The organism is Sphingomonas nostoxanthinifaciens, from assembly GCF_019930585.1.
GTDB classification, from domain to species: Bacteria; Pseudomonadota; Alphaproteobacteria; order Sphingomonadales; family Sphingomonadaceae; genus Sphingomonas_I; species Sphingomonas_I nostoxanthinifaciens.
The window spans coordinates 749,903-773,869 of the sequence record NZ_CP082839.1; the positions used below are offsets into that span (position 1 = coordinate 749,903).

Annotated in this window: 28 protein-coding genes and 1 tRNA gene; 21 read left to right on the forward strand and 8 right to left on the reverse strand. The window is 66.2% G+C overall.

Going from position 1 to position 23,967, the window contains the following annotated elements; all coding sequences use genetic code 11:
• Window positions 1-20 precede the first annotated feature (20 nt).
• Window positions 21-368: a DUF2946 family protein gene (locus tag K8P63_RS03395; protein WP_223798472.1), complete on the reverse strand. Its 348-nt coding sequence runs from the start codon at window positions 366-368 to the stop codon at window positions 21-23.
• Between the two features lie 151 nt (window positions 369-519).
• Between K8P63_RS03395 and K8P63_RS03400 the strand changes: the two genes are divergently transcribed.
• The 14 genes from K8P63_RS03400 (at window position 520) to rplS (ending at window position 11,845) form a co-directional block, all read left to right on the forward strand.
• Window positions 520-891: a response regulator gene (locus K8P63_RS03400; RefSeq protein WP_223798473.1), complete on the forward strand. Its 372-nt coding sequence runs from the start codon at window positions 520-522 to the stop codon at window positions 889-891.
• A gap of 27 nt (window positions 892-918) precedes the next feature.
• Entirely contained in the window at window positions 919-1,458 is a 540-nt protein-coding gene (locus tag K8P63_RS03405; protein ID WP_223798474.1) for a 3'-5' exonuclease family protein, read from the forward strand.
• Between the two features lie 84 nt (window positions 1,459-1,542).
• On the forward strand, window positions 1,543-2,079 hold the full coding sequence (locus K8P63_RS03410) for an adenine phosphoribosyltransferase (protein ID WP_223798475.1): 537 nt from the start codon (window positions 1,543-1,545) through the stop codon (window positions 2,077-2,079).
• Between the two features lie 60 nt (window positions 2,080-2,139).
• A complete protein-coding gene (locus tag K8P63_RS03415) occupies window positions 2,140-3,009 on the forward strand; it encodes a LysR substrate-binding domain-containing protein (RefSeq protein ID WP_223798476.1) in 870 nt (289 codons plus the stop codon).
• Window positions 3,010-3,172: 163 nt separating this feature from the next.
• Window positions 3,173-5,575, forward strand: a complete 2,403-nt coding sequence (locus K8P63_RS03420; protein ID WP_223798477.1) for a membrane-bound PQQ-dependent dehydrogenase, glucose/quinate/shikimate family — start codon at window positions 3,173-3,175, stop codon at window positions 5,573-5,575.
• Between the two features lie 2 nt (window positions 5,576-5,577).
• Window positions 5,578-6,960, forward strand: coding sequence for a carbohydrate porin (locus K8P63_RS03425; RefSeq protein WP_223798478.1), 1,383 nt, complete (start codon window positions 5,578-5,580; stop codon window positions 6,958-6,960).
• A 178-nt stretch (window positions 6,961-7,138) separates the two neighbouring features.
• The gene (gene ffh, locus K8P63_RS03430; RefSeq protein ID WP_223798479.1) at window positions 7,139-8,614 is read left to right on the forward strand and encodes a signal recognition particle protein; all 1,476 of its coding nucleotides are present in this window, start codon (window positions 7,139-7,141) and stop codon (window positions 8,612-8,614) included.
• 65 nt (window positions 8,615-8,679) lie between these two features.
• Window positions 8,680-9,066, forward strand: coding sequence for a 30S ribosomal protein S16 (rpsP, locus tag K8P63_RS03435; RefSeq protein ID WP_223798480.1), 387 nt, complete (start codon window positions 8,680-8,682; stop codon window positions 9,064-9,066).
• 118 nt (window positions 9,067-9,184) lie between these two features.
• On the forward strand, window positions 9,185-9,760 hold the full coding sequence (rimM, locus tag K8P63_RS03440; protein WP_223798481.1) for a ribosome maturation factor RimM: 576 nt from the start codon (window positions 9,185-9,187) through the stop codon (window positions 9,758-9,760).
• Window positions 9,761-9,791: 31 nt separating this feature from the next.
• Entirely contained in the window at window positions 9,792-10,079 is a 288-nt protein-coding gene (locus K8P63_RS03445) for an AbrB/MazE/SpoVT family DNA-binding domain-containing protein (protein WP_223798482.1), read from the forward strand.
• Window positions 10,080-10,460: a type II toxin-antitoxin system VapC family toxin gene (locus tag K8P63_RS03450; RefSeq protein ID WP_223798483.1), complete on the forward strand. Its 381-nt coding sequence runs from the start codon at window positions 10,080-10,082 to the stop codon at window positions 10,458-10,460.
• Window positions 10,457-10,735 (forward strand): hypothetical protein, encoded by a 279-nt coding sequence (locus K8P63_RS03455; protein WP_223798484.1) that lies wholly within the window; start codon window positions 10,457-10,459, stop codon window positions 10,733-10,735. Before K8P63_RS03450 ends, K8P63_RS03455 begins: the two co-directional genes overlap by 4 nt.
• Window positions 10,732-11,463: a tRNA (guanosine(37)-N1)-methyltransferase TrmD gene (gene trmD, locus K8P63_RS03460; RefSeq protein WP_223798485.1), complete on the forward strand. Its 732-nt coding sequence runs from the start codon at window positions 10,732-10,734 to the stop codon at window positions 11,461-11,463. The genes K8P63_RS03455 and trmD overlap by 4 nt, the downstream gene beginning before the upstream one ends.
• Before the next feature lies 1 nt (window position 11,464).
• On the forward strand, window positions 11,465-11,845 hold the full coding sequence (gene rplS / locus K8P63_RS03465; protein ID WP_223798486.1) for a 50S ribosomal protein L19: 381 nt from the start codon (window positions 11,465-11,467) through the stop codon (window positions 11,843-11,845).
• 45 nt (window positions 11,846-11,890) lie between these two features.
• Here the strand turns inward: rplS and K8P63_RS03470 are convergent, their stop codons facing one another.
• Complete coding sequence (locus tag K8P63_RS03470; RefSeq protein WP_223798487.1) at window positions 11,891-12,679, reverse strand: FkbM family methyltransferase; 789 nt, start codon at window positions 12,677-12,679, stop codon at window positions 11,891-11,893.
• Between the two features lie 176 nt (window positions 12,680-12,855).
• Between K8P63_RS03470 and K8P63_RS03475 the strand changes: the two genes are divergently transcribed.
• Both K8P63_RS03475 and K8P63_RS03480 read left to right on the forward strand, forming a co-directional pair.
• On the forward strand, window positions 12,856-14,214 hold the full coding sequence (locus K8P63_RS03475) for a DUF418 domain-containing protein (protein ID WP_223798488.1): 1,359 nt from the start codon (window positions 12,856-12,858) through the stop codon (window positions 14,212-14,214).
• 56 nt (window positions 14,215-14,270) lie between these two features.
• Window positions 14,271-16,472, forward strand: coding sequence for a S9 family peptidase (locus K8P63_RS03480; RefSeq protein WP_223798489.1), 2,202 nt, complete (start codon window positions 14,271-14,273; stop codon window positions 16,470-16,472).
• A gap of 52 nt (window positions 16,473-16,524) precedes the next feature.
• Here the strand turns inward: K8P63_RS03480 and K8P63_RS03485 are convergent, their stop codons facing one another.
• On the reverse strand, window positions 16,525-16,818 hold the full coding sequence (locus K8P63_RS03485; RefSeq protein WP_223798490.1) for a hypothetical protein: 294 nt from the start codon (window positions 16,816-16,818) through the stop codon (window positions 16,525-16,527).
• Window positions 16,819-17,038: 220 nt separating this feature from the next.
• On the opposite strand from K8P63_RS03485, the gene K8P63_RS03490 reads away from it, so the two are divergent.
• The gene (locus K8P63_RS03490; protein WP_223798491.1) at window positions 17,039-18,286 is read left to right on the forward strand and encodes a hypothetical protein; all 1,248 of its coding nucleotides are present in this window, start codon (window positions 17,039-17,041) and stop codon (window positions 18,284-18,286) included.
• Window positions 18,287-18,341: 55 nt separating this feature from the next.
• On the opposite strand, the gene K8P63_RS03495 is transcribed toward K8P63_RS03490, so the two are convergent.
• The gene (locus K8P63_RS03495) at window positions 18,342-18,842 is read right to left on the reverse strand and encodes an Lrp/AsnC family transcriptional regulator (RefSeq protein WP_223798492.1); all 501 of its coding nucleotides are present in this window, start codon (window positions 18,840-18,842) and stop codon (window positions 18,342-18,344) included.
• Between the two features lie 96 nt (window positions 18,843-18,938).
• On the opposite strand from K8P63_RS03495, the gene K8P63_RS03500 reads away from it, so the two are divergent.
• Window positions 18,939-19,014 (forward strand) — tRNA-Ile (locus K8P63_RS03500).
• 252 nt (window positions 19,015-19,266) lie between these two features.
• Here K8P63_RS03500 and K8P63_RS03505 read toward each other — a convergent pair.
• From K8P63_RS03505 to K8P63_RS03515, 3 genes are read right to left on the reverse strand one after another with little or no spacing between them, the layout of a single operon-like run.
• A complete protein-coding gene (locus tag K8P63_RS03505) occupies window positions 19,267-20,931 on the reverse strand; it encodes a recombinase family protein (RefSeq protein ID WP_223798493.1) in 1,665 nt (554 codons plus the stop codon).
• Window positions 20,928-21,404, reverse strand: coding sequence for a DUF2924 domain-containing protein (locus K8P63_RS03510; RefSeq protein ID WP_223798494.1), 477 nt, complete (start codon window positions 21,402-21,404; stop codon window positions 20,928-20,930). Before K8P63_RS03510 ends, K8P63_RS03505 begins: the two co-directional genes overlap by 4 nt.
• On the reverse strand, window positions 21,380-21,919 hold the full coding sequence (locus K8P63_RS03515) for a DUF3489 domain-containing protein (RefSeq protein WP_223798495.1): 540 nt from the start codon (window positions 21,917-21,919) through the stop codon (window positions 21,380-21,382). Before K8P63_RS03515 ends, K8P63_RS03510 begins: the two co-directional genes overlap by 25 nt.
• 230 nt (window positions 21,920-22,149) lie before the next feature.
• Between K8P63_RS03515 and K8P63_RS03520 the strand changes: the two genes are divergently transcribed.
• Window positions 22,150-22,707 (forward strand): MucR family transcriptional regulator, encoded by a 558-nt coding sequence (locus tag K8P63_RS03520; RefSeq protein WP_223798496.1) that lies wholly within the window; start codon window positions 22,150-22,152, stop codon window positions 22,705-22,707.
• 70 nt (window positions 22,708-22,777) lie between these two features.
• Window positions 22,778-22,981: a hypothetical protein gene (locus K8P63_RS03525; protein WP_223798497.1), complete on the forward strand. Its 204-nt coding sequence runs from the start codon at window positions 22,778-22,780 to the stop codon at window positions 22,979-22,981.
• Here the strand turns inward: K8P63_RS03525 and K8P63_RS03530 are convergent.
• Window positions 22,978-23,277, reverse strand: a complete 300-nt coding sequence (locus tag K8P63_RS03530; protein WP_223798498.1) for a DUF1488 family protein — start codon at window positions 23,275-23,277, stop codon at window positions 22,978-22,980. The genes K8P63_RS03525 and K8P63_RS03530 overlap by 4 nt on opposite strands.
• A gap of 166 nt (window positions 23,278-23,443) precedes the next feature.
• Between K8P63_RS03530 and K8P63_RS03535 the strand changes: the two genes are divergently transcribed.
• Window positions 23,444-23,929, forward strand: coding sequence for a hypothetical protein (locus K8P63_RS03535; RefSeq protein WP_223798499.1), 486 nt, complete (start codon window positions 23,444-23,446; stop codon window positions 23,927-23,929).
• Window positions 23,930-23,967 lie beyond the last annotated feature (38 nt).

Below are 23,967 nucleotides of genomic sequence, written 5' to 3' on the forward strand. Positions count from 1 at the left end.
GCGGGGCGAGCCCCGCGCGGTCAGACGATCAGGAGGCTGGGCGGTGCGCGCGCCTTCGCACGGGGTTGCGGCGGCCCGCGCGGGCCGTGCGGCGCAGCGGGCAGGGCCGGGATCCAGGCGACGGTCCACGGCTCGGGCACCAACAGGGCGGCGGCGATCAGCGGTGGATGCGCAGCCGTGTCGCAGTACAGACAGGCCGCATGCGATCGGTCAGGCTCGGCGTGGCTCGCATGTGGGGTAGCCATGTTCGTGGCCCCGGGCGCCATGTCCGCGCAGATCGTCGCAGCGGGAGCCGCCATGGCGATCTGCATCAGATCGGACTTCGCCACCGCGAACGCGAAGAACAGCATCGCGGCGAGCGACGCCAAAGCTCCCGGTCTGCCGATGGTTCGTCCGCTTGCCACGGGCGGCCTTTAGGCGTGCCACGGGGCGCGAACAACTTGGATCAGTAAGCCGAGCGTGACGGGGAACGCTTATGCGCCAGCGCTCGTTCACTGACTGCAAATTGGGAAGATTAACGTGGGTTATAGTATGCATCGCAAGGTTCTTCTCGTCGAGGACGAGACGATCGTCAGGCTCATCGGCTCCGATGCGCTCAGCGATGCCGGCTACGAAGTCGTCGAGGCGGGAAGCGCCGACGAGGCGATCCGCATCCTCGAGGCGATCGGCGAAGTGCAGGTGCTCTTCACCGATATCCGCATGCCGGGAAGCATGAACGGGCTGGAGCTTGCCAAGCTGGTCCATGATCGCTGGCCCACGATCAAGATTTTGCTGACGTCGGGCGATACGTTTCCGCCGAAGGACGTGATTCCCGACGACGGCCAATTCCTCCCCAAGCCGTACAAGATCGAGACGCTGGCGCAGAAGGTTGACGACCTCCTTTCGCGATGACCGGTCGAGACGTCTGCGGAAAGCGCAGTGCGCGTCTTCATCGATTTTGAGGCATCCTCGCTGTCCAAGGCGAGCTATCCGATCGAGGTCGGCTGGGTGTTCGAGGATGGGCGGAACGAAACCCATCTGATCCGGCCTGCCGGTACGTGGACGGACTGGTCGCCCGAGGCCGAGGCAATCCACGGCATCGCACGGCATGTGCTGATCGACACGGGCGAGCCGCATGACGCTGTCGCGGCGCGGGCGGTGGAGGCGCTGACAGGGCATGACCTGCTGGCCAGCGCGCCGTCGTGGGATGGCAAGTGGATGAGCGTGCTGCTGCGGGCGTCGGGCCTGCCGCGACATGCCTTGCGGCTCCAGGAGGCCAAGGCTGCGCTCAGGGCGGAAGTCAGCCGGCTCTTGCCACGCGATACGCCGCAGGCCGAGCGTGTCGCGCAGGTACAGGCAATTCTCGACGACACCGCCAGCCAGAGCGCGCCCGTGCATCGCGCTCTCGCCGACGCGCATGCGGAACGCGGCCGTTGGCAGGCCGCGACGGCGGCGGCGAGGCGCCTGGCGGAACGGTAGGGAGCCACGCCGAGAAGCGCGAATAGGTTCGCTTCGGCGGGCCGATCGCCTAGAGCGGGGCGTTTCCCTTGCGATGGACCGAAGATGACTGCCAACGATGATCTGAAGGCGCTGGTTCGAACGATCCCCGATTTCCCCAAACCGGGTATCCAGTTTCGCGACATCACGACCCTGCTGCTCGATCCGCGCGGGCTGTCCGAAACGGTCGGGCGGCTGGCTGCGCTGCAGCGCGATCCGATCGACGTCGTCGCCGGGATCGAGGCGCGGGGCTTCATCTTCGGCGCAGCGGTCGCGCGCGAGCTTGGCTGCGGGCTGCTGCTGATCCGCAAGGACGGCAAGCTGCCCGGCGCGACCATCGCGGTGGACTATGCCCTCGAATATGGCAGCGATCGCATCGTCATGCACGAGGATGCGCTGGTGCCGGGGCAGCGCGTGCTGCTGGTGGACGATCTGATCGCGACCGGCGGGACCGCACGCGCCGCGATGCGGCTGATCCGACAGGCCGGCGGGATCGTGTCGTCGGCGACGTTCGTGATCGACCTGCCCGAACTGGGCGGCGCCGATGCGCTCCGCGCGGAGGGGGTGGACGTCACGGCGCTGATGGCATTCGACGGACACTGATCGTCGGGTCGCGGCCGGGCAGACGGACGCACGCGGGCGCATGCATGCGGAAACGGTATCATGATTGATCTGCGGCAGATGCGCTACTTCGTGGCGCTGGGCGACACGCTCCACTTCGGCCGCGCGGCGGCGCGGCTGAACGTGACCCAGCCGCCGCTCAGTCGGCAGATCGCTGCGCTGGAGGCTGCGTTGGGCGTGCTGCTGGTCGAGCGCCGCCCGCGCGCGATCGTCCTGACCGAGGCGGGGCAGGCGTTCCTCGACGAATGTCGCCAGATCCTGGCGCGCGTCGATGCCGCCTGTGACGCCGCACGCCGGATCGATCGCGGCGAGCTGGATCGGCTCTCGATCGGCTTCATGATGCACGCCGCGCACAGTGTCGCAGCAGGCCTTGCCAGCCGCTTCATGGCGGCCTTCCCCAATGTCGCGGTACAGCTGCGCGACATGCTGCCGTCGACGTTGCTGGAGGAGGTGGTGGCCGGGCGCATCGATGCGGGCATCCTGTTCGCGCCGCAGCCGATGCGGGGGCTCGCGATGCGGACCGTGCTGCGCGAGCCGCTCTGCTGCGCGCTTCCGGCGGATCATCCGCTCGGCCAGTTGGCGATCGTGCCGGCGGCCGTACTGCGCGATCTGCCGTTCATCACGACGCCGGCCGATCTATCGCCCAACCTGCGCGCGACGATCCTCGATTATTGCCATGCCGCGGGCTTCGTCCCCCGGATCGTGATGGAAGTGCAGGTGCACCAGACGATCGCGAGCCTGGTGGGGGAAGGCATGGGCATCGCGCTCGTGCCCCAGTCGCTCCAGCGGCTCGGCCTGCCGAACATCGCCTTTCGTCCGCTTGAGGGCGCCCCGACGATCGACAATGTCCTGCTCTGGCGGGAGAACAACGCCAACCCCGCTTTGCGCGCATTGCTCGATCTCACCGCCTGAACGCGGCGCCGATACCGTTTCGGTATCGGTAAAGGCTTCACTTTGCATGAAACCGAACGGAGCGAGGTGCGCTTCAGCGGCCTAACCTTCGGCAGGTTCCGCCTTCTGCGTTCGGACGTTCGCAACGCACGGCATAAACCTTTGCCTTTGCGGGATATTGCCAATGGCCGAACGCGCCGCTCGCCGTCCATACTTCACAGGTATCGTCTTCCTCCTCGTCGGCCTCGTGCTGGCAGTCGGGGGTGGAATGCTGATCGCCGTGGGCGGATCGCCTTATTATCTGATCGCCGGCATCGGCCTGGCGGCGACCGGCGTCCTCGCGCTTCGGCGGAGCGTCGCGGCCTTGTGGCTCTACGGCGTCGTGCTGCTCGGCACGGTGATCTGGGCGATCGGCGAGGTCGGCATGAACGGCTGGAGCCTCGAGCCGCGCCTCGTCGCGCCGACGGTGCTCGGGCTGTGGCTGCTGCTGCCATGGGTTCGGCGTGGGCTTCGCACGGGTGATTCCCAGCGTCCTGCTGCGAAATATGCGGTCTTTGCGCCCGCGATCGCCTCGGTGATCGCGATCGTCGTGCTGATCGCCGGTTTCCTCCAGCCGGTCGGCGTCGAGGGCACCGCTACCGCGTCGGCGCTGCCGGGGCAGGTCGACAACAGCGTGCCCGACAGCGACTGGGCCTTTTACGGCCGCACGCCCAAGGGCGATCGTTTCTCGCCGCTCGGCCAGATCACGCCGGCCAACGTCAACCAGCTGAAGGTGGCGTGGCAGACCCAGACCGGCGATCGCATGCGTCCCGGCGAGGATATCGGCGGCACCGATGCCGGCCACGAATTCAATTTCGAGGCGACCCCGCTCAAGATCGCCGACACGGTCTATGTCTGCACCGGGCACAGCTGGGTCGAGGCGCTCGATGCGGCGACCGGCAAGATCAAGTGGAAGTTCGATCCCCACGCCGACACCAACCCCGACGTGTACCTCGCCTGCCGCGGCGTGGCTTATTACGTCGCGCCGGCGGGCAAGACCAACACCTGCGCGACGCGCATCATCTCGCCCGTGCTCGATGCGCGCGTGGTGGCGCTCGACGCCGTCACCGGCAAGCCGTGCGAGGATTTCGGCACGCACGGCTTCATCGATCTGAAGCAGTATCTCGGCCACGTCCCGGCCGGCTTCCACTTCGTCACCTCGCCGCCTTTGGTGCTGCACGATCGCATGATCCTGGGCGGCTGGGTCTATGACAATCAGGCACGCGGCGAGCCTTCGGGCGCGGTGCGCGCATTCGATCCGATCAGCGGCAAGATCATCTGGGCTTGGGATGTCGGCCATCCCGATCAGGTGGTGCATCCGGGCGACGGCACGGTGCTGACGCGCGGCACGCCCAATGCGTGGGGCGTCTATACCGCCGATGCGGCGTCGAACACGGTCTATCTGCCGCTCGGCAACGCCACGCCGGACTATTATGGCGGCGGCCGCCGGCCGTTCGACAACGCCTATAACAGCTCGATTGTCGCGCTCGACATCACCACCGGCACACCCAAGTGGCATTACCAGACCACCCACCACGACGTGTGGGACATGGATCTGCCGATCGGCCCGTCGCTGGTCGATCTGCCGATGGGCGGCAAGATGGTGCCCGCGCTGGTCCAGTCGAACAAGCGCGGCGAGTTCTTCGTGCTGAACCGCATGACCGGCCAGCCGATCGTCAAGACGATCGAGAAGCCGGTGCCTACCGACGGCGTACCCGGCGACACGATGTCGCCGACCCAGCCCTACCCGGTCGGCATGCCCTCGCTCACCCCGGCCGATCTGGTCGAGCACCACCTGTGGGGCGCGACCCCGATCGATCAGATGCTCTGCCGCATCCAGTTCCGGCAGGCGCATTATGAAGGGCAGTTCACGCCGCCGCAGCTCAAGAAGACGATCGTCTATCCGGCGTTCGACGGCGTGGTCGACTGGCACGGCGCCTCGATCGATCCGACGCGCAAGCTGCTGATCGCCAATGCCAACTACATCCCCTTCATGGTGACGATGAAGCCGCGCGGCCCGTTCCAGGCATCCGGCAAGGTGCCGGCATGGAACGGCAGCGGCAACGAGCCGGACACTCACGGCATCGCCCCGCAATATGGCACGCCCTATGTCGGCATGGTCCATCCGTGGCTCAACCCGCTCGGAGTCCCCTGCAACCCGCCGCCATGGGGTACGCTGACGGCGATCGACCTGACCACGCACAAGGTCGTGTGGCAGCACCCGATCGGCGACACGCGGGCGACCGGCCTGTTCGGCACCCACACCAACCTGCCGATGAAGACCGGTATCTTTAACATCGGTGGCAACATGATCACGGCCGGCGGCCTGGTCTTCATCGGAGCGACCGCCGACAACATGTTCCGCGCGATCGACATCAACACCGGCAAGACGATCTGGAGCACGCAGCTTCCGGCCGGTGGCAATGCGACGCCGATGTCCTACGCGGTCAACGGCCGGCAATATGTGCTGATCGCCGCCGGCGGCCATGGTGGCCTCGGTACCAAGACGGGCGACTATCTGGTCGCCTACGCGCTGCCGCAGGGCTGACGATGCGGAGATGGTGGTCGACGGCCGCGATTGCCGCGGCCACCATCCTCGTCGCGCGTCCGGCGTTCGCGCAGAGCCAGGCGCAGCCCACCAGCGACGCGACCGCCAAGGCCGGCGAGACGGCGGCGGCATCGGGCGACGCGTCGCCGGCCGAGCATTTGTTCGGCGACTGGGGCGGCGTGCGCACGCGGCTGGTCGATGCGGGCATCGACCTGATGGCGAGCTACCTGTCGGAAACGGCGGGCGTCGCCTCCGGCGGCCTGCGCCGCGGCGTCGCCTATGCCGATCAGGAGAAATTGCAGGCCGATATCGACCTGGAGACGCTGGTGAATCTCAAGGGCTGGAGCGTCCACGGCACGCTCCTGTCGCGCCACGGCTACAGCGCCAGCTCCAGCTTTCTCGGCGACGATCTCGATGCCGTGCAGGAAATCTACGGCGCGACCGGCAACGCCAACATCCATCTCGGCCAGCTTTATCTGCAGCATATGAGCGGCGGGCCGATCGGGGTCGACGTCAAGTTCGGGCGCCTTCCGGTCGGTGCCGACTTCAACACCTCGCCGCTCTACTGCGGGTTCCTCTCGCTCGGCATGTGTCCGCAGCCGCGCGGGCAGTCGATCGACGGCAGCTTCTCGGTCGATCCGAGCTCGACCTGGGGCGGCCGGCTGAAGCTGGGTGAAGGCCATCTGTCGATCGCGGCGGGCGCCTATCAGGTGCGGCCGCGCTACGGCGGTCCGTCCGGCTTCGATTGGGGTCTCAGCAACACGACCGGTTATGTCGTGCCGGTCGAGGCGGTCTGGTCGCCGAGCTTCGGTCCCGGCAAGCTGCAGGGGCATTACAAGCTCGGCCTGACCTACGACAGCAGCGATCGCCCCGATCTGACGCCCGGCGGGACGCTGCACAGCCATAGCGTCTCTTATTATGCCAGCTTCGATCAGATGCTGATCCGCATCGGCAAGGGCGGCGCCGATGGGGTGATGCTCCTCGGCGGCTGGACCCATGCCGATCCCGACACCGCGATCTTCCGCGACTATGGCTTTATCGGCCTCGTTGCCCGCGGCATCGTGCCGTCCCGGCCGGCCGATGCCCTCCAGCTGCTCGCAACTCATGGCTGGATCAGCCACTCGCTCACCGACGCGCAGCGCGTGGCGCTCGTCGAGGGGATGACGTTGCCCACCGGCTTCGCCCCCGCGCCCGGTTCGTTCGCCGGCCCGGCGACCGCGCCCGGCGTGCAGACCGCGACGACGGTCTACGAGGCCAATTATGCCATGCATGTGGCGCGCGGCCTGATCCTGACGCCCGACTTCCAATATGTCGTCCATCCGGGCGCGGCGACGAGCGTGCCGAACGCCACCATCTTCGCGGGGCGTGCAGAGATCGACTTCTGATCGGCCGCCGCGGCCTGCCTTGCCTTCGATGCCGGCCCGAGCTATAGGCGCCCACGATCGTTCCTGACGAACGTGATGCATCAAGCACGCTCCCCGAGGGAGGGTGTACGCCGGCCGACGAGTTTTCGTCCGCCGGCGCTTTGTGCGTTGCGGCTCGTCTTGACGCAAGGATGAGCTGATGTTCGACACGTTGAGCGACCGGCTGGGCGCAGCCTTCGACCGGCTGCGTGGCCGCGGCGCGCTGACCGAAGGCGACGTGCGCGACGCGATGCGCGAGGTGCGTATCGCGCTGCTGGAGGCTGACGTCGCGCTGCCGGTGGTGCGCGACTTCGTCGACAAGGTGACCGAGCAGGCGATCGGCCAGGACGTGTTGCGCTCGGTCACGCCGGGCCAGCAGGTCGTCAAGATCGTCCACGACGCGCTGATCGAGATGCTGGGGTCGGAGACGTCCGAGCTGATGCTCGACGTCGTGCCCCCGGCGATCGTGATGATGGTCGGCCTGCAGGGCTCGGGCAAGACCACCACCACCGCCAAGATCGCCAAGCGCCTGAAGGAGCGTGGCGCCAAGAAGGTGCTGATGGCGTCGCTCGACGTCAATCGCCCGGCGGCGCAGGAGCAGCTCGCGGTGCTCGGCTCCCAGACCGAGGTCGCGACCCTGCCGATCGTCGCCGGCCAGCAGCCGGTCGAGATCGCGCGGCGCGCGGTGCAGGCGGCGAAGCTGCAAGGCTTCGACGTGCTGATGCTCGACACGGCGGGCCGCCTCCACGTCGATCAGGCGCTGATGGACGAGATGAAGGCGGTGGCCGACGTCGCGCGCCCGAACGAGATCCTGCTCGTCGTCGATGCGCTGACCGGGCAGGACGCGGTCAATGTCGCGGCCAATTTCACCGCGCAGGTGCCGCTGACCGGCGTGGTGTTGACCCGTATGGACGGCGATGCGCGCGGTGGTGCGGCGCTCTCGATGCGCGCCGTCACCGGCCAGCCGATCAAGTTTGCCGGCACCGGCGAGAAGCTCGACGGACTCGAGCCCTTCCATCCCGAGCGCGTCGCCGGCCGCATCCTCGGCATGGGCGACGTCGTCAGCCTGGTCGAGCGCGCGGCCGAGACGATCAAGGTCGAGGACGCCGAGAAGCTCGCCCAGCGCATGAGCGAGGGCAAGTTCGACCTCAACGACCTGCGCTCGCAGCTCGATCAGATGAAGCGGATGGGCGGCCTTTCCGGGCTCGCGGCGATGCTGCCCGGCGTCAAGCAGGTGAAGCAGGCGATGGCCGCCGGCGCCGCCGACGACAAGGTGCTGGTGCGGATGGAGGCGATCCTCTCGTCGATGACGCCGAAGGAGCGCGCCAAGCCCGAAATCCTCGCCGCCAAGCGCAAGATCCGCATCGCCAAGGGCTCCGGTACGACCGTGCAGGAGATCAACAAGGTCCTGAAGATGCATCAGGACATGGCGACGATGATGAAGAAGATGAAGAAGATGGGCGGCCTGGCGAAGCTGGGCGCCATGTTCGGCAAGGGCGGCGGCCTGGGCGATGCCGACGTCTCGTCGCTGCTCGGCGGCGCGGGCGGAGCGATGCCTGGTCTGCCGGGATTGCCCGGCGGCGGCGCGGGGCAGGGGCTGCCTCCGGGTTTCCAGAATTTTTTGAAGAAGCGTTGAACTGAACCTGTCGTCATCCCGGCCAAGCCGGGGGGCGGAAACTATAAACGAGAAGGAAGAAGAACATGGCCGTTTCCATCCGTCTGTCGCGCGGTGGCGCCAAGAAGCGCCCTTATTACCGTATCGTCGTGGCCGATGCCCGTTCGCCGCGCGACGGCTCGTTCATCGAGAAGATCGGCACCTACAATCCGCTGCTCGGCAAGGATGACGAGAAGCGCGTGATCCTCGACACCGAGCGCGCGAAGCATTGGCTGTCGAACGGTGCGCAGCCGACCGATCGCGTCGCCCGTTTCTTCGACGCGGCCGGCGTGAAGGAGCGTTCCACCCGCAGCAACCCCAAGAAGGGCGAGCCGGGCGAGAAGGCCAAGGAGCGCGCCGAGGAGCGTGCGGCGAAGGCCGCCGCAGCCGAAGCCGCTGCCAATCCCCCGGCCGAAGAAACCGCCGAGGCCTGAGCATAAAGACGGGTGGGCACTGGAGCATGAGGCGCGCGTTCATTCGGCCTAGAACCGAAGAGGAGCCGTTTCATGCCCAGCCCCACCCAGCCCGAGCCTGCCGAAGGAGCAAGCGGGGATGACCTTGCAGCCACCCCGAAGCCCGGCAGCGGCATCTCCGCCGAAGAACCGGCCGAAGGCAGCGAAGACGCCGCCCCCCGCCAGCCCGGCTCCCCCCAGGGCTGAGCCGAGCGGCGCCGCGCGCACCGTGACGCTTGCGGCGGTCGCGGGCGCGCACGGCATCGGGGGCGAGGTGAAGCTCAAGCTCTTCACTGACGACCTCTCCCGCTATCGCAGCTTCAACGACGGCGCGCTGACGGTCGTGTCGCTGCGCGGCGCGATCGCGCGCTTTGTCGAGGTGCGCGACCGCACCGCCGCGGAGGCGCTTCGCGGCACCGCGCTGACCGTCCCGCGCGATGCACTGCCGCCGCTGGATGAGGGCGAATATTATCATGCCGACCTGATCGGCCTGCCGTGCGTCTCAACCGACGGTGGCACGCTCGGCACGGTGGTGCTGATCGACAATTTCGGCGCGGGCGACGTGCTTGAGATCGAGCAGCCCGACGGCAAGCGCTTCATGGTGCCGATGCGCCCCGACGCCGTGCCCGAATGGAACGACGAACGACTGGTGGTGGACGCGGCCTTCGTCGGTTAGTATATACGTGGCGTATATACGGGAGCTGGCGATGGCCGAGGAATATCGCGCGAAAGTGTTCAAGTCGGGCAATTCGGTGGCGTTGCGCTTGCCGAAAGCGCTTGGCTTCGCCGAAGGAACCGAGATGCGGATTGTGCGCGAGGAGCAGGCCGGGTTTCGCATTGAGCCATTACAAACGCAGAAGCGTAAGATCGATCTTACGGGCATCGCCGGATCGCTCCCCGATCTTCAGCCCTCGGCTGCAGAGGCTCGCGTGTTCGACGACAAGCCGCGGGTCTGGGACGATCCCGATTGGACGGGCTGGAAGGCAATTCTCTAGGTGCGATACCTGCTCGATGCCAACGCATGCATCCTGCTTCTCGCTGGGCACGATAACGTCGTCGAGCATGCCCGTCAGTGCGATGAGGACGATCTTGCTATTTCCGCGATCGCTTTTGCCGAAGTTGCTCTCGGAAGTTGGAATGGGAAGGCGCCAGCGCTTGTTGTCCTCGACACGCTGAGCAGGCGTATTCCCGTGCTGCCGTTCGACGAGCTTGCAGCGAAACGCTACGCAATGCTCCCGTTTCGGCGCGGCAGCTATGACCGCCTCATTGCCGCGCATGCGCTGGCTCTAGGGTTGACCATCGTGACCAATAACGAAGCTGACTTCGCCGACATTCCCGGGCTGACGGTTGAAAACTGGACGCTGCCCCCTGCATGACACTCGACACCGTCCTGTTGCTGGTCGTCTCCATCTACCTCGCGCTGGTCGCCTATGGCGTCGCGGGAGCGGGGAGGCGGCTGGCCGGCCCGCCCAGATTGATCACGGATGGATTGCTGGTGCTGCTGCCGCCGGGGTTGCTCGCGGGCACGCTGGCGATGACCGAGGAAGGCCCGCTCGTGGCGCAATGGTGGCGGCTGTTCGCCGGGATGCCGGTTGCCGGCGCGATCGTGGCGGTGCTGGCCGATCGGATCGGAAGGGCTGCCGCACGATGAGCTTCGCCGCGACCGTGCTGACCCTCTATCCGGAGATGTTCCCCGGGCCGCTCGGGCTCAGCCTCGCCGGCCGCGCGATGGCGGACGGCAAATGGAGTCTCGACGCCGTCCAGATCCGCGACTTCGCGACCGACAAGCATCGCTCGGTCGATGACACGCCCGCGGGGGGCGGCGCGGGCATGGTGATGCGCGCCGACGTGCTCGCGGCGGCGATCGACGCCACCGCCCGGCCCGGCGTACCGCTGCTGGCGATGAGCCCGCGCGGGCGGCCGCTAACACAAGAGCGGGTACGCGAGCTTGCCGCCGGCCCGGGCGTGGCGATCCTGTGCGGTCGGTTCGAGGGCATCGACGAGCGTCTGTTCGAGGCGCGCGACGTCGAGCTGGTTTCGATCGGCGACTATATCCTCTCGGGCGGGGAAATCGGCGCGCTGGTGCTGCTCGATGCTTGCGTTCGGCTGCTTCCCGGCGTAATGGGCGCCGCTTCAAGTGGGGACGAAGAGAGCTTCGAAAGCGGCCTCCTCGAATATCCGCACTATACCCGACCGCAGATGTGGGAAGGGCGCACGATCCCCGAAGTGCTGCGATCGGGGGATCATGCGAAGATCAAGGCGTGGCGCCATGCCATGGCCGAGAGCGATACACGGTCACGGAGACCGGACCTTTGGGAACGCCACAATGGCGTTCGGGTCCAGCCTCCCTCTGACGCGCGGCACGAAGAGGAAGAGTGACATGAACCTCATCCAGCAGCTCGAAGCCGAGCAGATCGCGCAGCTGACCGCCAAGCGCGCGATTCCGGAATTCCGTCCCGGCGATACGCTGAAGGTCGGCGTGCGCGTGGTCGAAGGCGAGCGGACCCGCGTCCAGGCCTATGAGGGCGTGTGCATCGCGCGCTCGAACAAGGGCATGGGCTCGTCGTTCACCGTCCGCAAGATCTCGTTCGGCGAAGGCGTCGAGCGCGTTTTCCCGCTCTATTCGCCCAACATCGACGCGATCGAGGTCGTACGTCGCGGCGTCGTGCGTCGCGCCAAGCTGTATTATCTGCGTGGCCGCACCGGTAAGGCAGCCCGTATCGCCGAGCGTCGCGACCCGCGCACCACCGCGCAGGCCTAATCTTTCGCGCGCGGGCGCGGCGAAGGTTCCGCCGCGCCCGCCGCATCATTGTGCCCAGTGGCGCTTGTCCGCGCGGATCGGTGAATCCGCACGCAGGAACAGGATGTCGATCTGGTTCATCGCCCGATCGAGCGGTCTGCGGTGCAGCTCCAATATGTCGAAGGCGACGAAGCCGTTTTCGGCCATGAACCCCATCACCTGATGGGCGAGCGGCGCGCCCTCGTTGATCTCCAAGAACGCGATCTCGATCAGGATCGCCTTGACCCGCGCCATCGTCGCGGCGGCCCCGCGCAGCACCTCCAGCTCGTAACCCTGAACGTCGATCTTGATGAAGTCGGGATGCTCGAAGCCCGCCAGCAGGCTGTCGAGCGTGTGCGTCTGCAGCGTGCGCTGGTCGCGCGGCACCGGGCTATGCTCCTCGAACACCGACGAACCCGATTCCATCACGTGGAAGGTCACCTCGCTGCCGGTCGAGGCGCCGAGTAGAGCCTGCTTCAGTTCGCCGCCGACCGTCGTCGCGACCTGAGCGAGACGGGCCTTTTTGTCTTCGTTGGCCTCGATCATGACGATCCGGGCCTCGGGCCAGACGTCGTGCGCCATCAGCGACCATTCGCCTTGAAATGCACCGATGTCGACGATGCCGCGCGGCATCACCCCGCGGCCGCGCGCGAATTCGAGACCCCAGCGCATGTTGGGCGCAAAAGAATGATCGTGCGCCATGCGATCGAAATGTTCACGGTCGACCTGAAATCCCAGATTGACCACCGCTTTTCGAATGCGCGCCGGTAATTTGCGCGTTGCCGCAATCGCCGCCGACTTCAGTCCGCCGTTCATATACGCGTCTCCCCCCAGAACATCGCGGGGCCAATGTCGCATGCCAAGATGACATTGACGAGCGGCATTGCTGGAATCGCGGATCAACGTTCGCGCGTGATTCTCGCCGCCTCGCCGGCAATTGTGTTTCGTCCGGCGTTGTTCCACCCTGCCCCCGCGGAAGCAAGGAGCGGGCGATGGCGGATCGGGACGAAGCCATTCATCAGGTAAGGCTGGCGCCGATAGCAGGGCGCGCGCGGATCGATGTGCTCGACGTGCTGCGCGGGATCGCCATCCTCGGCATCTTTTACATGAATATCCCTTTCATGGGCGAGCCGATCGTCGCCCTGATGGGCCACATTCGCATGGTCGGCTGGACCGTTCCCGATCAGTGGGCGTGGGCGATCATCAACGTCGTCGCCGAAGGGACGCAGCGCGGCACGCTGGAGATGCTGTTCGGCGCGGGCATGATGATCCTGACGGCCAAGGCGATGGAGCCTGATGGCCCGGTCGCGGTGGCCGATCTCTACATGCGGCGGACGTTGTGGCTGCTCGCTTTCGGGCTGGCCGACGTGTTCCTGCTGCTGTGGCCGGGCGACATCCTTCACATCTATGCGCTTGCCGCCCTGCTGCTGTTCCCGTTCCGAAGGCTGGGGCCGAAGCTGCTGGTCGCGCTCGGGCTGTTGTGGAGCGTCTTTTCGGTCGTGCAGGGTGCGTCCGAATATGTCGATCGCACCGCGCTGATCGCCAAGGTCGAGGCCGCGCATGTCGCGCAGGCGGCGCACCGCGCGCCGAGCAAGGATCAGCAGGCGGCGCTGAAGACGTGGCAGGAGAAGCTCGACAAGCTCAAGAGCCTGTCGGCCAAGGAGCGCAAGGATCTCGCCGACGAGACGCGCGCCCGGCGCGGGCCGTTCATGGGCTACGCGCAGATGGTCTGGAAAAGCTGGCTCACGATCGTCGCGCCGACCGACCTGTTCAGCGTCGCCGAAGCCTTCTGCACCATGCTGATCGGCATCGCCCTGTTCAAATGGGGCGTCATCCAGGGGCAGCGCACCCCGGGTTTCTATCTCGGTATGGCCGCCATCGCCTACGCCTTCGGCATGGGTGCGCGCGCGTGGGGCGTGCACGAAATCGCCGCCTTCCAGCCGCAGCCCAAGCTCATCTGGATGCTGGAGGAGCCGGCGCGGCTGGCGGTGACTCTGGGCCACGTCGCAATCGTCAATTTCCTGATGCAGACGCGCGTCGGCCATCTTTTGCTCAGCCCGTTCAAGGCGGCAGGCAAGGCGGCCTTCTCGCTCTACGTGATCGAGACGATCATCGGCATGTGGATCCTGTTTCCGGGTATCGGGCTCGGCTGGTGGGATCGGTTCGGCTGGTTCGGGCTCGCCGTGACGGCGACCGTGACGATCGGTTGCCTGCTGGTGCTCGCCAACGTCTGGATGCGGCTGTTCGCGATGGGGCCGCTCGAATGGGCATGGCGCAGTCTGGCCTACCTCAAGGTGCAGCGCTTTCGCCATCGGCGCGGCGGTGATCCGGCGATCGTGGTCGGTCCCTGAAATCATACGGTTGGAACGGCGCTGGATTGTCGGCGCGCCTCGGGTAGGAAGGGGCGATGCAGAGGATCTTGCTCGCCATCGCCATGACCGTCGCCACCGCCGCTTCCGCCGCCCCGCCGCTCACCCTCGACCGCATTTTCGGCAGCCCCGCGCTGTCCGGCGTGGCGCCACGCGAGGTGCGGCTGTCGCCTGACGGGAGTTTGGCGACATTGCTGCGCAACCGTCCCGACGATCGAGACCGCTACGATCTGTGGGGGATCGATACGACGACGGGCAAGTCACGGATGCTGGTCGATTCGCTCAAGGTCGGTTCGGGTGCGGCCGTGTCCGAGGAGGAGAAGATGCGGCGCGAGCGTGCGCGCATCGGCGGCACCAAGGGCATCACCGGCTATGGCTGGGCGCCCGATGGCCGTTCGATCCTCGTGCCGCTCGACGGCGACCTGTTCCTCGCGGCGCTCGACGGCAATGTGCGGCGGCTGACGAACACACCCGAAACCGAGCTCGATGCGCAGGTTTCGGCGGGAGGCGGCTTCGTCTCGTTCGTCCGCGACCACAATCTCTACGTGATCGACCTTGCCAGCGGCACCGAACGCAAGCTCACGCCCGACGGTGGCGGCACGGTGACGTGGGGCTCGGCCGAATTCGTCGCGCAGGAGGAAATGGCGCGGATGACCGGTCATTGGTGGGCGCATGGCGATCGGTTGCTGGCGGTCGAGCGCTATGACGAGGCGCAAGTGCCCGCGGTGACGCGTGCGTCGATCGGCGCCGACGGCGCCAAATTGTTCGAGCAGCGCTATCCGGCGGCGGGCACGCACAATGTCGCCGTCCAATTGTGGGTGATGGCGCCCGACGGTTCGCGCCGCGTCCGCGTCGATCTGGGCGCCGACCCCGACATCTACCTCGCCCGCGTCGCGTGGGCGCCGGACGGAAGCACGCTCTACGTCCAGCGCGAGAACCGCGCGCAGACGCAGCTCGATCTGCTCGCGGTCGATCCCGCGACCGGCGCCTCGCACGTGTTGCTCAGCGAGAGCGGCAAGGATTGGATCAACCTCAACGACGATTTCCGCGTGCTGCGCGACGGCAGCCTGATCTGGGGGTCGGAACGGTCGGGCTTCGCGCATCTCTATCGCTGGCGCGCAGGGGCGCTGATCGCGATCACCAGCGGCGACTGGCCGGTCAAGAAACTGGTCGCGGTCGATGAGGCCAAAGGCCTCGTCTATTTCCTCGCCAATCGTGACGATCCGATCGGGCAGCAGCTCTATCGCGTCGCGATCGCCGGCGGCGTGCCCGAGCGGGTGAGCGACACCGGCTGGTGGAGCGACGTGGCGATGGACGCCCGCGGCGGCCGCGCGCTGGTCACGCGGTCCGGCCCGAGCCAGCCGACGCAGGTCTATCTCGCCGATGCCGACGGCAAGCGACTCGCCTGGATCGAGGAGAACAAGGTTGCGGGCGAACATCCGCTTGCGCCCTATCTGCCGGGCTTCGTCGCGCCGCAGTTCGGCACGTTGCATGCGGCCGACGGCAGCGTGCTCCATACCAAATTGCTGCGGCCGGCCGGGGCAGGGCGGCACCCCGTGCTGGTGCAGGTCTATAACGGCCCCGGCGCCGGGCGGCAGGTGACCGAGCAATGGTCGAGCCGCGACAGCGTGCTGCACCAATATCTCGTGTCGAAAGGCTGGATCGTCTTCTCGATCGACGGGCGTGGCTCGCCCGATCGCGGCCATGCGTTCGAAAGCCAGATCCATCGCGCGATGGGCACGGTCGAGGTGCAGGATCAGCTCGCCGGGCTGGCATGGCTGAAGGCGCAGCCGTTCGTCGATCCGCGCCGCATCGCGGTCTATGGCTGGTCCTATGGCGGCTACATGGTGCTGAAGCTGTTGGAGGCGGCGCCCGGCGCCTATGCCGCCGGCATTTCTGGCGCGCCGGTGACGCGGTGGGAGCTTTACGACACCCATTATACCGAGCGCTATCTCGGCAATCCAGCGACCGACCCCGCGCCTTATCACGCATCGGATGCGGTGCCGGGTGCGGCGAAGATCGCCGATCCGCTGCTGATGCTGCACGGCATGGCTGACGACAACGTCGTGTTCGACAACGGCACGGCGATGTACGCCGCACTGCAGGCGGCGGGCGTGCCGTTCGAGCAGATGGTCTATCCGGGCCAGACCCACGCCTTCACCACCCCGGCGCAGCGCCATGTCTGGCGAACGATCGAGAGCTTCCTCGATCGGCGCGTGAAGGCTCTGCCCGGATCCTGAGGCGGGCCTGTGCCCCGTGCTCCCCGTAGGAGAGCACGGGGCTACCCGCCGATCAGTTCTTCAGGTTCTTGCAGGCGGTCTTGGTCTTGTTGCCCGCCTTCGAGCAATCGTAGGTGACCGTCTTGCCGGTCTTGGTCTTGGTCGTCGCCATGTTGCCCTTGGCATCGACGCTGGTCGCGGCGACGTTGGTGGTCTTGTTGACCGTCGCGGTCGAGTGACCCAGCTTCGGCTTGGACGTGGTGGTGGCCGTCGTCTTGACGTCGGCGGTGGTGGTGCTCTGGGCGTGCGCAGTGGCGGCACCCATAAGCGCCAGGCCCGCGATCATCACCGGCATCATCGTCTTCATGGCTGTTCTCCTATGGCCCCCCGTCTAACGCGGCGTGGGCAGCTGCGATCCTAGAGGCTTGCCATCGATCTGTCGTGGCCGAAACGGATCGGGGCGGATACATTGCGCGTTCAGTGGCCGACCGGCAGGCGTGGCGCTTGCCCCGGCTCGGCGTGCCTATTAGGCACGTCAGCCATTCTACCGCCGGACAAGCGAGCCCGGCCAAGAGGAGATGAAGCAGATGAGGATCGTTTCCACGATGGCGCTGGCTCTGGCGATCGGCGGGATGGCCGTCGCCACCCCGGTGCTCGCCAAGGAAAAGAAGGAAGCCGCCGCGAAATATACGCCGGCGGTGCAGAACGCGCTGGCCGCCGCGCAGACCGCGCTGAAGGCGAACGACGTCGCCACCGCCACCGCCAAGGTGAACGAGGCCAAGGCCGCAGCGCAGAATGACGAGGATCGCTACGCGACCGGCTCGATCGAATATCAGATCAGCCGCCAGAATAACGATCAGGCGATGCAGTCGGACGCGATCGACCTGATGATCGCCAGCAACAAGGCGCCGCCCGAGCAGATGGCGCAATTGCTGCTCGTCCAGGGTCAGGTCGCTTATCAGGCCAAGAATTGGTCGAAGGCGATCACCTCGCTCACCGCCGCGCAGAAGGCCGGCTCGACCGAGCCGAACCTGGTCCCTGTGCTGGTGACGTCGATGGCCAATAATGGCCAGACGGCGCAGGCGCTGACCACGCTCAACAGCCTGATCGACCAGACGCTGGCAGCCGGCAAGCCGGTGCCGCAGGAATGGTATCAGCAGGGCATCTCGATCGGCTACAAGACGCAGGCCAGCTCGCCCGATGCGGCGGCGGTCTATGCCGCGACCGGCGATCTCACCAAGAAGTGGGTGGCGGCCTATCCGACCAAGTCGAACTGGCATGACGCCATGACGATCTACATGAGCCAGAATAAGGTGCCGACCGACATCATGGTCGACGTCTTCCGGCTCGAGCGCGCCGCCGGCGCGCTGGGTGGCGACGCCGAATATCGCGAATATGCCGAGGACGTGTATCTGCGCATCCCGAACGAAGCGAAGGTCGTGCTGGAAGAGGGCGTGTCCAAGGGCATCGTCAACGCCACCAACAAGGATGCGGCGGAAGTGCTGGGCCTCGTCAAGGGCAAGGTCGCGGCCGACCAGGCCTCGCTCGCCCAGTCCGACAAGGCGGCGCGCACCGCAGCCAACGGCAAGACCGCGCTCTCCACGGCCGACGGCTATGTCAGCTACAGCCAGTATGACAAGGCGATCGACCTCTACAAGCTCGCGCTGACCAAGGGCGGCGTCGATGCGCCGACCGTCAACCTGCATCTCGGCTGGGCGCTCGCGCTCAAGGGCGACGCGGCCGGTGCCAAGGCGGCGTTCGCGCAGGTCACCGGTGCGCGCAAGGCGCTGGCCGACTTCTGGGTGGTCCACCTCGACCATCCGACGCAGGGCTGATGACGTTGCGGCGGGGGAGGGCTCGGGCCTTCTCCCGCCGGCGATCGGCAGTCGCTCAGGGTTGTTCGACAGGGATCCCGCTGACCGACTTGGACGTGCGGATCGTCAGCGACGTCTTCACGCTCGCGACGTTCGGTGCGGGCGTCAGGCGTGAGGTGAGGAAGGCCTGGAACGATTGAAGATCGTGCGCGACGATCTTCAGGATGAAGTCGATCTCGCCATTCAGCATGTGGCATTCGCGCACTTCGGGCAACGTCGCGACATGCGCCTCGAACGCGCGCAGATCCGCTTCGGCCTGGCTGCGCAGGCTGACCATCGCGAACACCACGATGCCATAGCCCAGCGCCGCCGGATCCAGATCGGCATGATAGCCGCGGATCACGCCGGCCTCTTCCAGCGCGCGCATGCGCCGCAGGCACGGCGGCGCGGTCAGCCCAACCCGCCGCGCCAGTTCGACATTGGTGATGCGGCCTTCCTCCTGCAGCATTGCCAGAATGGATAGATCAAGCGAGTCGAACAGGATCGGCCCGGCTGCGGTATCTTCGATGCGGCTCATGCGGTTTGCGCATAAGAATATTTCGCCGCGGCGCAACACGCTTGCGCTGTGAGGCGCTTGTCAGCGGCGCAGCGCCTGGAGTATCGCCCGCCGGCTGGGCCTGTAGCTCAATGGTTAGAGCTGGCCGCTCATAACGGCTAGGTTGCGGGTTCGAGTCCTGCCGGGCCCACCACCCAGTCCGCCAGTTGTCACGATTTCCCCGTAGGTTGCGACGGCGGCAAAATCTCCCCGTATTTCCGGGGCTTTGCACGAGTGCGTTTTGAGGCTGCAGGCCGAGAGACGTCTCGACCGACCTTTCCCGTCGCCAAATGCGCTCGGTCTCCGACCCCTAAATTTCTCACCTGACTTTTTCTGGCGATGCGAAACGAGCAGGGGCCGCGCATCGCGCAGCCCCTGCATCAATTCGGTACTGCTCGATGCGCTGCTATCTAAACCCGAACGCGATTCGCTGCTGTTGCCAGTCCGTTGGCATGCCAGAAGCTCTGATCAGATGTTGGCGTGTCAATGATACTGGTTGGCGACCGTCGAGGATGGCGGTGACAATATCGGGTGCCAGGAACTTCAGGCGAGCGATGCGGGCATAGTGATCGCGTCGCGACTGCGGGATGGCAGCACCGCAGCTGGTGAGAATGGTGTAAGCCTGCTCGGCCTCGGCGAGCAGCTTGACCAGCCCGGGATCGACCGCAGTCGGCGCGCTGCGATCATCCACCGGGAATGCCAGCCGCAGCTCATTGCCACGGCGGGTCAGCTTGGCAGGAACCGAGATTGTGATGCGCCCTTCGGTGGCATCGTTAGCAACGGTCCGGAGTGTCGTCAGCAGTCGCAGCGTGCTGACCGTGAGCGTGATAGCCTCGGTGCCAATGACAGCGTTGGCATCTAGCTCGGTAAGCACAGCCCTGCGCTGCACGCTCGTCATGCTGCCAAGCTCATCGCCTAGCCTGCTCGCCGCTGCGATCAGCCTCGGATCAACCGTCCCGTTCGAAAGGTACATCATGCTGGAGCTGGCGCTCAGCCAGCTTCGCAGCCCATGGATGACCGCTGCATCGATCGGGGCGGCCGGCAAACGCCAACCATCGTTGGCGGCGCCATCGCTGTGGCGAGTGATGTAATAGCGGTAGCGGCGGCGGCCGCCGCTGCCGTCACGCGCTGCCTTGACCGCATGGCTCGGCGTCATCGGCCGGCCCTTACCATCATGGAGCATACCGGTGAGCAGGCTCGGCTCGGTCGCCCGCTCGACCTCGACGCGCTTTGGCGCCTGCCCCGACAGCATCGCCTGCACCTCGATCCACAGTGCCGCATCGACGATGCCTTCGTGCTCGCCCAGGAACCGCTCGCCCTTATGGCGGACCTCGCCGATGTAGATCGGGTTCCGGAGCAGATAGGCGAGTGGCCCCAGCGTGAACGCGTTGCCGCCGCTCTCGCGGCCATTCTGGAAGGCATAACGCTTGGTGCGAACATCACGCTTGGCCAGCTCGCGCGCGAGCGCCCGCATCGAGCCCAGCGCGCGATAGCGCTCGAAGATCAGTCGGACGGTGGCGGCTTCTGCCACGTGCGGCGCCAGCTTGCGATCCTCGAGCGCATATCCCAACGGCACCAGACCACCCATGAACATGCCTTTGCGCTTGGAGGCTGCGATCTTGTCGCGGATGCGCTCGCCAGTGACCTCGCGCTCGAACTGGGCGAACGACAGCAACACGTTGAGCATGAGCCGGCCCATGCTGGTGGTGGTGTTGAACGCCTGCGTCACGCTGACGAAGCTGGTGTGGCCCTGTTCCAGCACATCGACGATCCTGGAGAAGTCAGCGAGGCTGCGCGTCAGCCGATCGACCTTGTAGACCACGATCACGTCGACCTTGCCCGCTGCGACGTCCGCCAGCAGCTGCCTGAGCCCCGGCCGTTCCATGCTGCCACCGGAGAACCCGCCATCGTCATAAAGGTCGGGCAGCAGCGTCCAGCCTTCGTGACGCTGGCTGAGAATGTAAGCCGCGCATGCCTCACGCTGGGCATCGAGACTGTTGAACGCCTGCTCCAACCCCTCGTCGGTGGATTTGCGGGTGTAGATCGCACAGCGCACCTGTTTGACCGTCATGGCCGCACCGCTTTGGCGTCGCTGCGCCGGACCAGCCCGAAGAAGCGCGGTCCCGACCAGCCCGCCCCGGTGATGTCGCGCGCAATCTGGGTGAGCGAGCGATAGTGGCGATCCTGATAGAGGAACCCCTGATCCAGCACGGTCACCTGATGACGCCGCCCCCGCCAGTCGCGCACGAGCCGGGTGCCGGGCTTCGGTGTCGCATCGCCACGTGCGACCGTAACATCGCCACGCTCGAGTTGGCGTGCCATTCGCCCGATCTCGCGCGCAGCCGATGACGGCAGCCCGCCACGCTGCTTCTCTTGGCAACGGTAGGCGATCGCACGGGTCAGCAGGTCCAAAGGGATGGCGGGGCAGGGGACGCGCATCAAGCGTCCCCACTCGGCACGGATCTGCGCCGGCGACATCGTCGCCAGCGCTGCCAGCCGATCGTCGAGGCTCGCCATGGTCAGGCGGCCGCGAGCGTGTAGCACGTGACCGCGCCGCGCTTGCCGCGGGTGATGGCGTGCCCCTTCTTGCGCAGGCCGCTCAGTGCCGCGCGGGTTGTGTGCGGCAACCAGCCCGTGGCCGCGACCAGCTCGTCAAGCGTGGCGCCATCGGTGCGGGTCAGCATCGCCAACACCTGGCCGGTCTTCGTGCCAGACTTCGGTGTGCTGGCAACCTCGGCCGGTTGCCCGACGATGGGAACGACAGTGTCCGGTCGCGCCACGCCCGGATCTTCTGGCAGGATCGGCTCGGCGCCGATGGCGGCGCGCCCGGCATCGGTGATGAACGCACCGATATGACGCGTGCCGTCGCGCCGCCAACCGCACTTGGCGTCAGCCACCTCAGCCTCGCTGACCAGCGTATGGCGGATGAGGATCGGGATGGTGCGAGAGATCCGCACCGCTTGGCCGCCAACCGCTTCGGGCGGCGGCATCACGCTGCCATCGGCACGCTGTGCAGCCGAGGATAGGAGAACCAGCTGGATATCGGAGAGGCGGGTCATGGTCGTGCTCCTGGGTCGCAAGGAGCGGCGCGATGCCGCCCCCACCAGGAACAGCCCCGTCAGCGGCGGCTGATCGGGGCGGCAGCGGCCAGCGACCGGCTGCGACTCACGCGATCACTTCCGCTCCGTTCGCCGACCAAGTCCAGTCGTTCCGACATATTGCCGTATGAGATGTTCATCTTTACGCTCGAAAGATCGGGATAATCTCGCTTCAATCGGAAAGATGGTGCATGGCTGACGGATCTTCGCTGAACTTTGTCGATATCACCGCTGACATTGCCGCGGCCTATCTTGGCAATAATCAGGTGCGTATCGGCGACGTCGGCGGTCTGATCGCGACCATCCATGGTGCGCTCAAAGCTCTCGAAAGCGAAAGTGGATCATCCCCGATCGAGGAACCGCTGAAAGGTGCAGTCAGCGCACGCAAGTCCCTGGCCGATCCCGAGCGCGTGATCAGCATGATCGACGGCAAGGCCTATACCACGCTCAAGCGCCATATCACCCGGCATGGCTATACGCCGGACAGCTACCGCGCCGCATTTGGGCTGCCGGCATCCTATCCGATGACCGCATCCGGTTATAGCGAACGGCGGCGTGAGATCGCGAAGACGCTCGGGCTAGGGAAGAGGAGCGCCAGCGCGATCGCCGAGCCGGAAGCAACACCGCCAGCGCCCAAGCGTCAGACTCGCGCCAAGGGGGCTGCGCCAGCGGCGGAACCGATTGCGACGCCCGCCCCGGACACGGTGACATCGACCACGCGCCGTCGCCTCAAGATCAAGACTGCCTGAGCGGCGTCCGAAAGCTGCGTCTGGACTTCAAGGCGCCTATCGACCTCAGTGTGGCTGAGGAGACGAGGGCATGGACAAAGATATCCGCGAACTGATCGTGACGCTTTGTACGCGGGCTGGCATGATCATGGAGGACGCCAGCCTGCTGGCGGTGACGATGCTCGGGACAGCGCCCGAGGCGACATCCGCGGCCCTCACACGCCTTCAGGCGGACGCTGCGACGATCTCGGCCTTGCTCGAGGCGGCGACGCTGCTGACTGCGCGTGACGCTTAAGCGGCTTTAGTTCCCGTTCCAAGACCAAGGATGATCGCGGCGCCGGGAGGATGGTCGGGCTGGTTATAAGTCCGCGCCGCCCACTTGAACACCGCCTGCTCCCAATCGGTGAAGATATGGCGGGCATTATCCAGATCGACCCGCACGCCGGTCAGTTGTTCGAACGCGGCCTGTGAGATGGCGCAGGGCACACGTGAAAGCCCATCGTTCGCGTTGAAGCGGAAGATCCGCGCCTCGCGATCGTAGCGCACCGATCCCGCCTCAAAGCGGATGTTTGTGGGCGACCACGCTGCCATCGATCGCATATCGCACGACTGGCGCCGACGTAGCGAGAGACCCGTGCATCGTTATCCACAGCTTTGTCGCGTTGTTGTCGTCGATGCACTGTCTTGAAAACGACATTGTTGTCGTGCTGCAGGACATAGACTGCCTGCGACATATCTTCGCGAAAAGGGGCTGGTAATGGCCGATGAGGACGATCGACGGGCGCTTAGCTTCGAGCAGAAGCTTGCGCTTCATCAGCTTTGGCTGACAAAGATCGATGCCAAGCGACGCGAGTTGCTGTCACTGATAAGTGCCACGAGCGCGCTGTTGGTCGCGATCCCGCTCGTTGGGGCGCACGTGACGGCAGGCTCGCCAACCACGGTCTATCTCGCCGGGACGATGGTCATGGTCTTTGGATTGTTCATCGCCGGGACCGTGGCGGGCTCAGATCTGGGCACCGTCATTCAAGACTATGAGGCGGATACGCGCATCGACGACGATCGTATCCCACGTCCCGCAATGGCCTGGCGCCGTCAGATCGTGCCACTCGCCGTCGGTACGATGGCAGTGTTCGGACTCTGTTTTCTCGCGTTGGCCGCAGTCAGCGATGATCTCGGTCGTGCACGGCACGCAATCGGCATGACACATGAAGAGCCGCTTGGCGGCACCGCGGGCAATAGCTGATCGTGTTTGCTGGGGATCAAACTCAGCGGAGCGCTGTC

What these genes read in the sequence shown, in the direction of transcription:
- K8P63_RS03410 (WP_223798475.1), top strand. Translation starts at nt 1,543, where the DNA reads ATGACTGCCAACGATGATCTGAAGGCGCTGGTTCGAACGATCCCCGAT.
- K8P63_RS03415 (WP_223798476.1), top strand. Translation starts at nt 2,140, where the DNA reads ATGATTGATCTGCGGCAGATGCGCTACTTCGTGGCGCTGGGCGACACG.
- K8P63_RS03420 (WP_223798477.1), top strand. Translation starts at nt 3,173, where the DNA reads ATGGCCGAACGCGCCGCTCGCCGTCCATACTTCACAGGTATCGTCTTC.
- K8P63_RS03425 (WP_223798478.1), top strand. Translation starts at nt 5,578, where the DNA reads ATGCGGAGATGGTGGTCGACGGCCGCGATTGCCGCGGCCACCATCCTC.
- ffh (WP_223798479.1), top strand. Translation starts at nt 7,139, where the DNA reads ATGTTCGACACGTTGAGCGACCGGCTGGGCGCAGCCTTCGACCGGCTG.
- rpsP (WP_223798480.1), top strand. Translation starts at nt 8,680, where the DNA reads ATGGCCGTTTCCATCCGTCTGTCGCGCGGTGGCGCCAAGAAGCGCCCT.
- rimM (WP_223798481.1), top strand. Translation starts at nt 9,185, where the DNA reads ATGACCTTGCAGCCACCCCGAAGCCCGGCAGCGGCATCTCCGCCGAAG.
- K8P63_RS03445 (WP_223798482.1), top strand. Translation starts at nt 9,792, where the DNA reads ATGGCCGAGGAATATCGCGCGAAAGTGTTCAAGTCGGGCAATTCGGTG.
- K8P63_RS03455 (WP_223798484.1), top strand. Translation starts at nt 10,457, where the DNA reads ATGACACTCGACACCGTCCTGTTGCTGGTCGTCTCCATCTACCTCGCG.
- trmD (WP_223798485.1), top strand. Translation starts at nt 10,732, where the DNA reads ATGAGCTTCGCCGCGACCGTGCTGACCCTCTATCCGGAGATGTTCCCC.
- rplS (WP_223798486.1), top strand. Translation starts at nt 11,465, where the DNA reads ATGAACCTCATCCAGCAGCTCGAAGCCGAGCAGATCGCGCAGCTGACC.
- K8P63_RS03470 (WP_223798487.1), bottom strand. Translation starts at nt 12,679, where the DNA reads ATGAACGGCGGACTGAAGTCGGCGGCGATTGCGGCAACGCGCAAATTA.
- K8P63_RS03475 (WP_223798488.1), top strand. Translation starts at nt 12,856, where the DNA reads ATGGCGGATCGGGACGAAGCCATTCATCAGGTAAGGCTGGCGCCGATA.
- K8P63_RS03480 (WP_223798489.1), top strand. Translation starts at nt 14,271, where the DNA reads ATGCAGAGGATCTTGCTCGCCATCGCCATGACCGTCGCCACCGCCGCT.
- K8P63_RS03485 (WP_223798490.1), bottom strand. Translation starts at nt 16,818, where the DNA reads ATGAAGACGATGATGCCGGTGATGATCGCGGGCCTGGCGCTTATGGGT.
- K8P63_RS03490 (WP_223798491.1), top strand. Translation starts at nt 17,039, where the DNA reads ATGAGGATCGTTTCCACGATGGCGCTGGCTCTGGCGATCGGCGGGATG.
- K8P63_RS03495 (WP_223798492.1), bottom strand. Translation starts at nt 18,842, where the DNA reads ATGAGCCGCATCGAAGATACCGCAGCCGGGCCGATCCTGTTCGACTCG.
- K8P63_RS03505 (WP_223798493.1), bottom strand. Translation starts at nt 20,931, where the DNA reads ATGACGGTCAAACAGGTGCGCTGTGCGATCTACACCCGCAAATCCACC.
- K8P63_RS03515 (WP_223798495.1), bottom strand. Translation starts at nt 21,919, where the DNA reads ATGACCCGCCTCTCCGATATCCAGCTGGTTCTCCTATCCTCGGCTGCA.
- K8P63_RS03520 (WP_223798496.1), top strand. Translation starts at nt 22,150, where the DNA reads ATGGCTGACGGATCTTCGCTGAACTTTGTCGATATCACCGCTGACATT.
- K8P63_RS03525 (WP_223798497.1), top strand. Translation starts at nt 22,778, where the DNA reads ATGGACAAAGATATCCGCGAACTGATCGTGACGCTTTGTACGCGGGCT.
- K8P63_RS03530 (WP_223798498.1), bottom strand. Translation starts at nt 23,277, where the DNA reads ATGGCAGCGTGGTCGCCCACAAACATCCGCTTTGAGGCGGGATCGGTG.
- K8P63_RS03535 (WP_223798499.1), top strand. Translation starts at nt 23,444, where the DNA reads ATGGCCGATGAGGACGATCGACGGGCGCTTAGCTTCGAGCAGAAGCTT.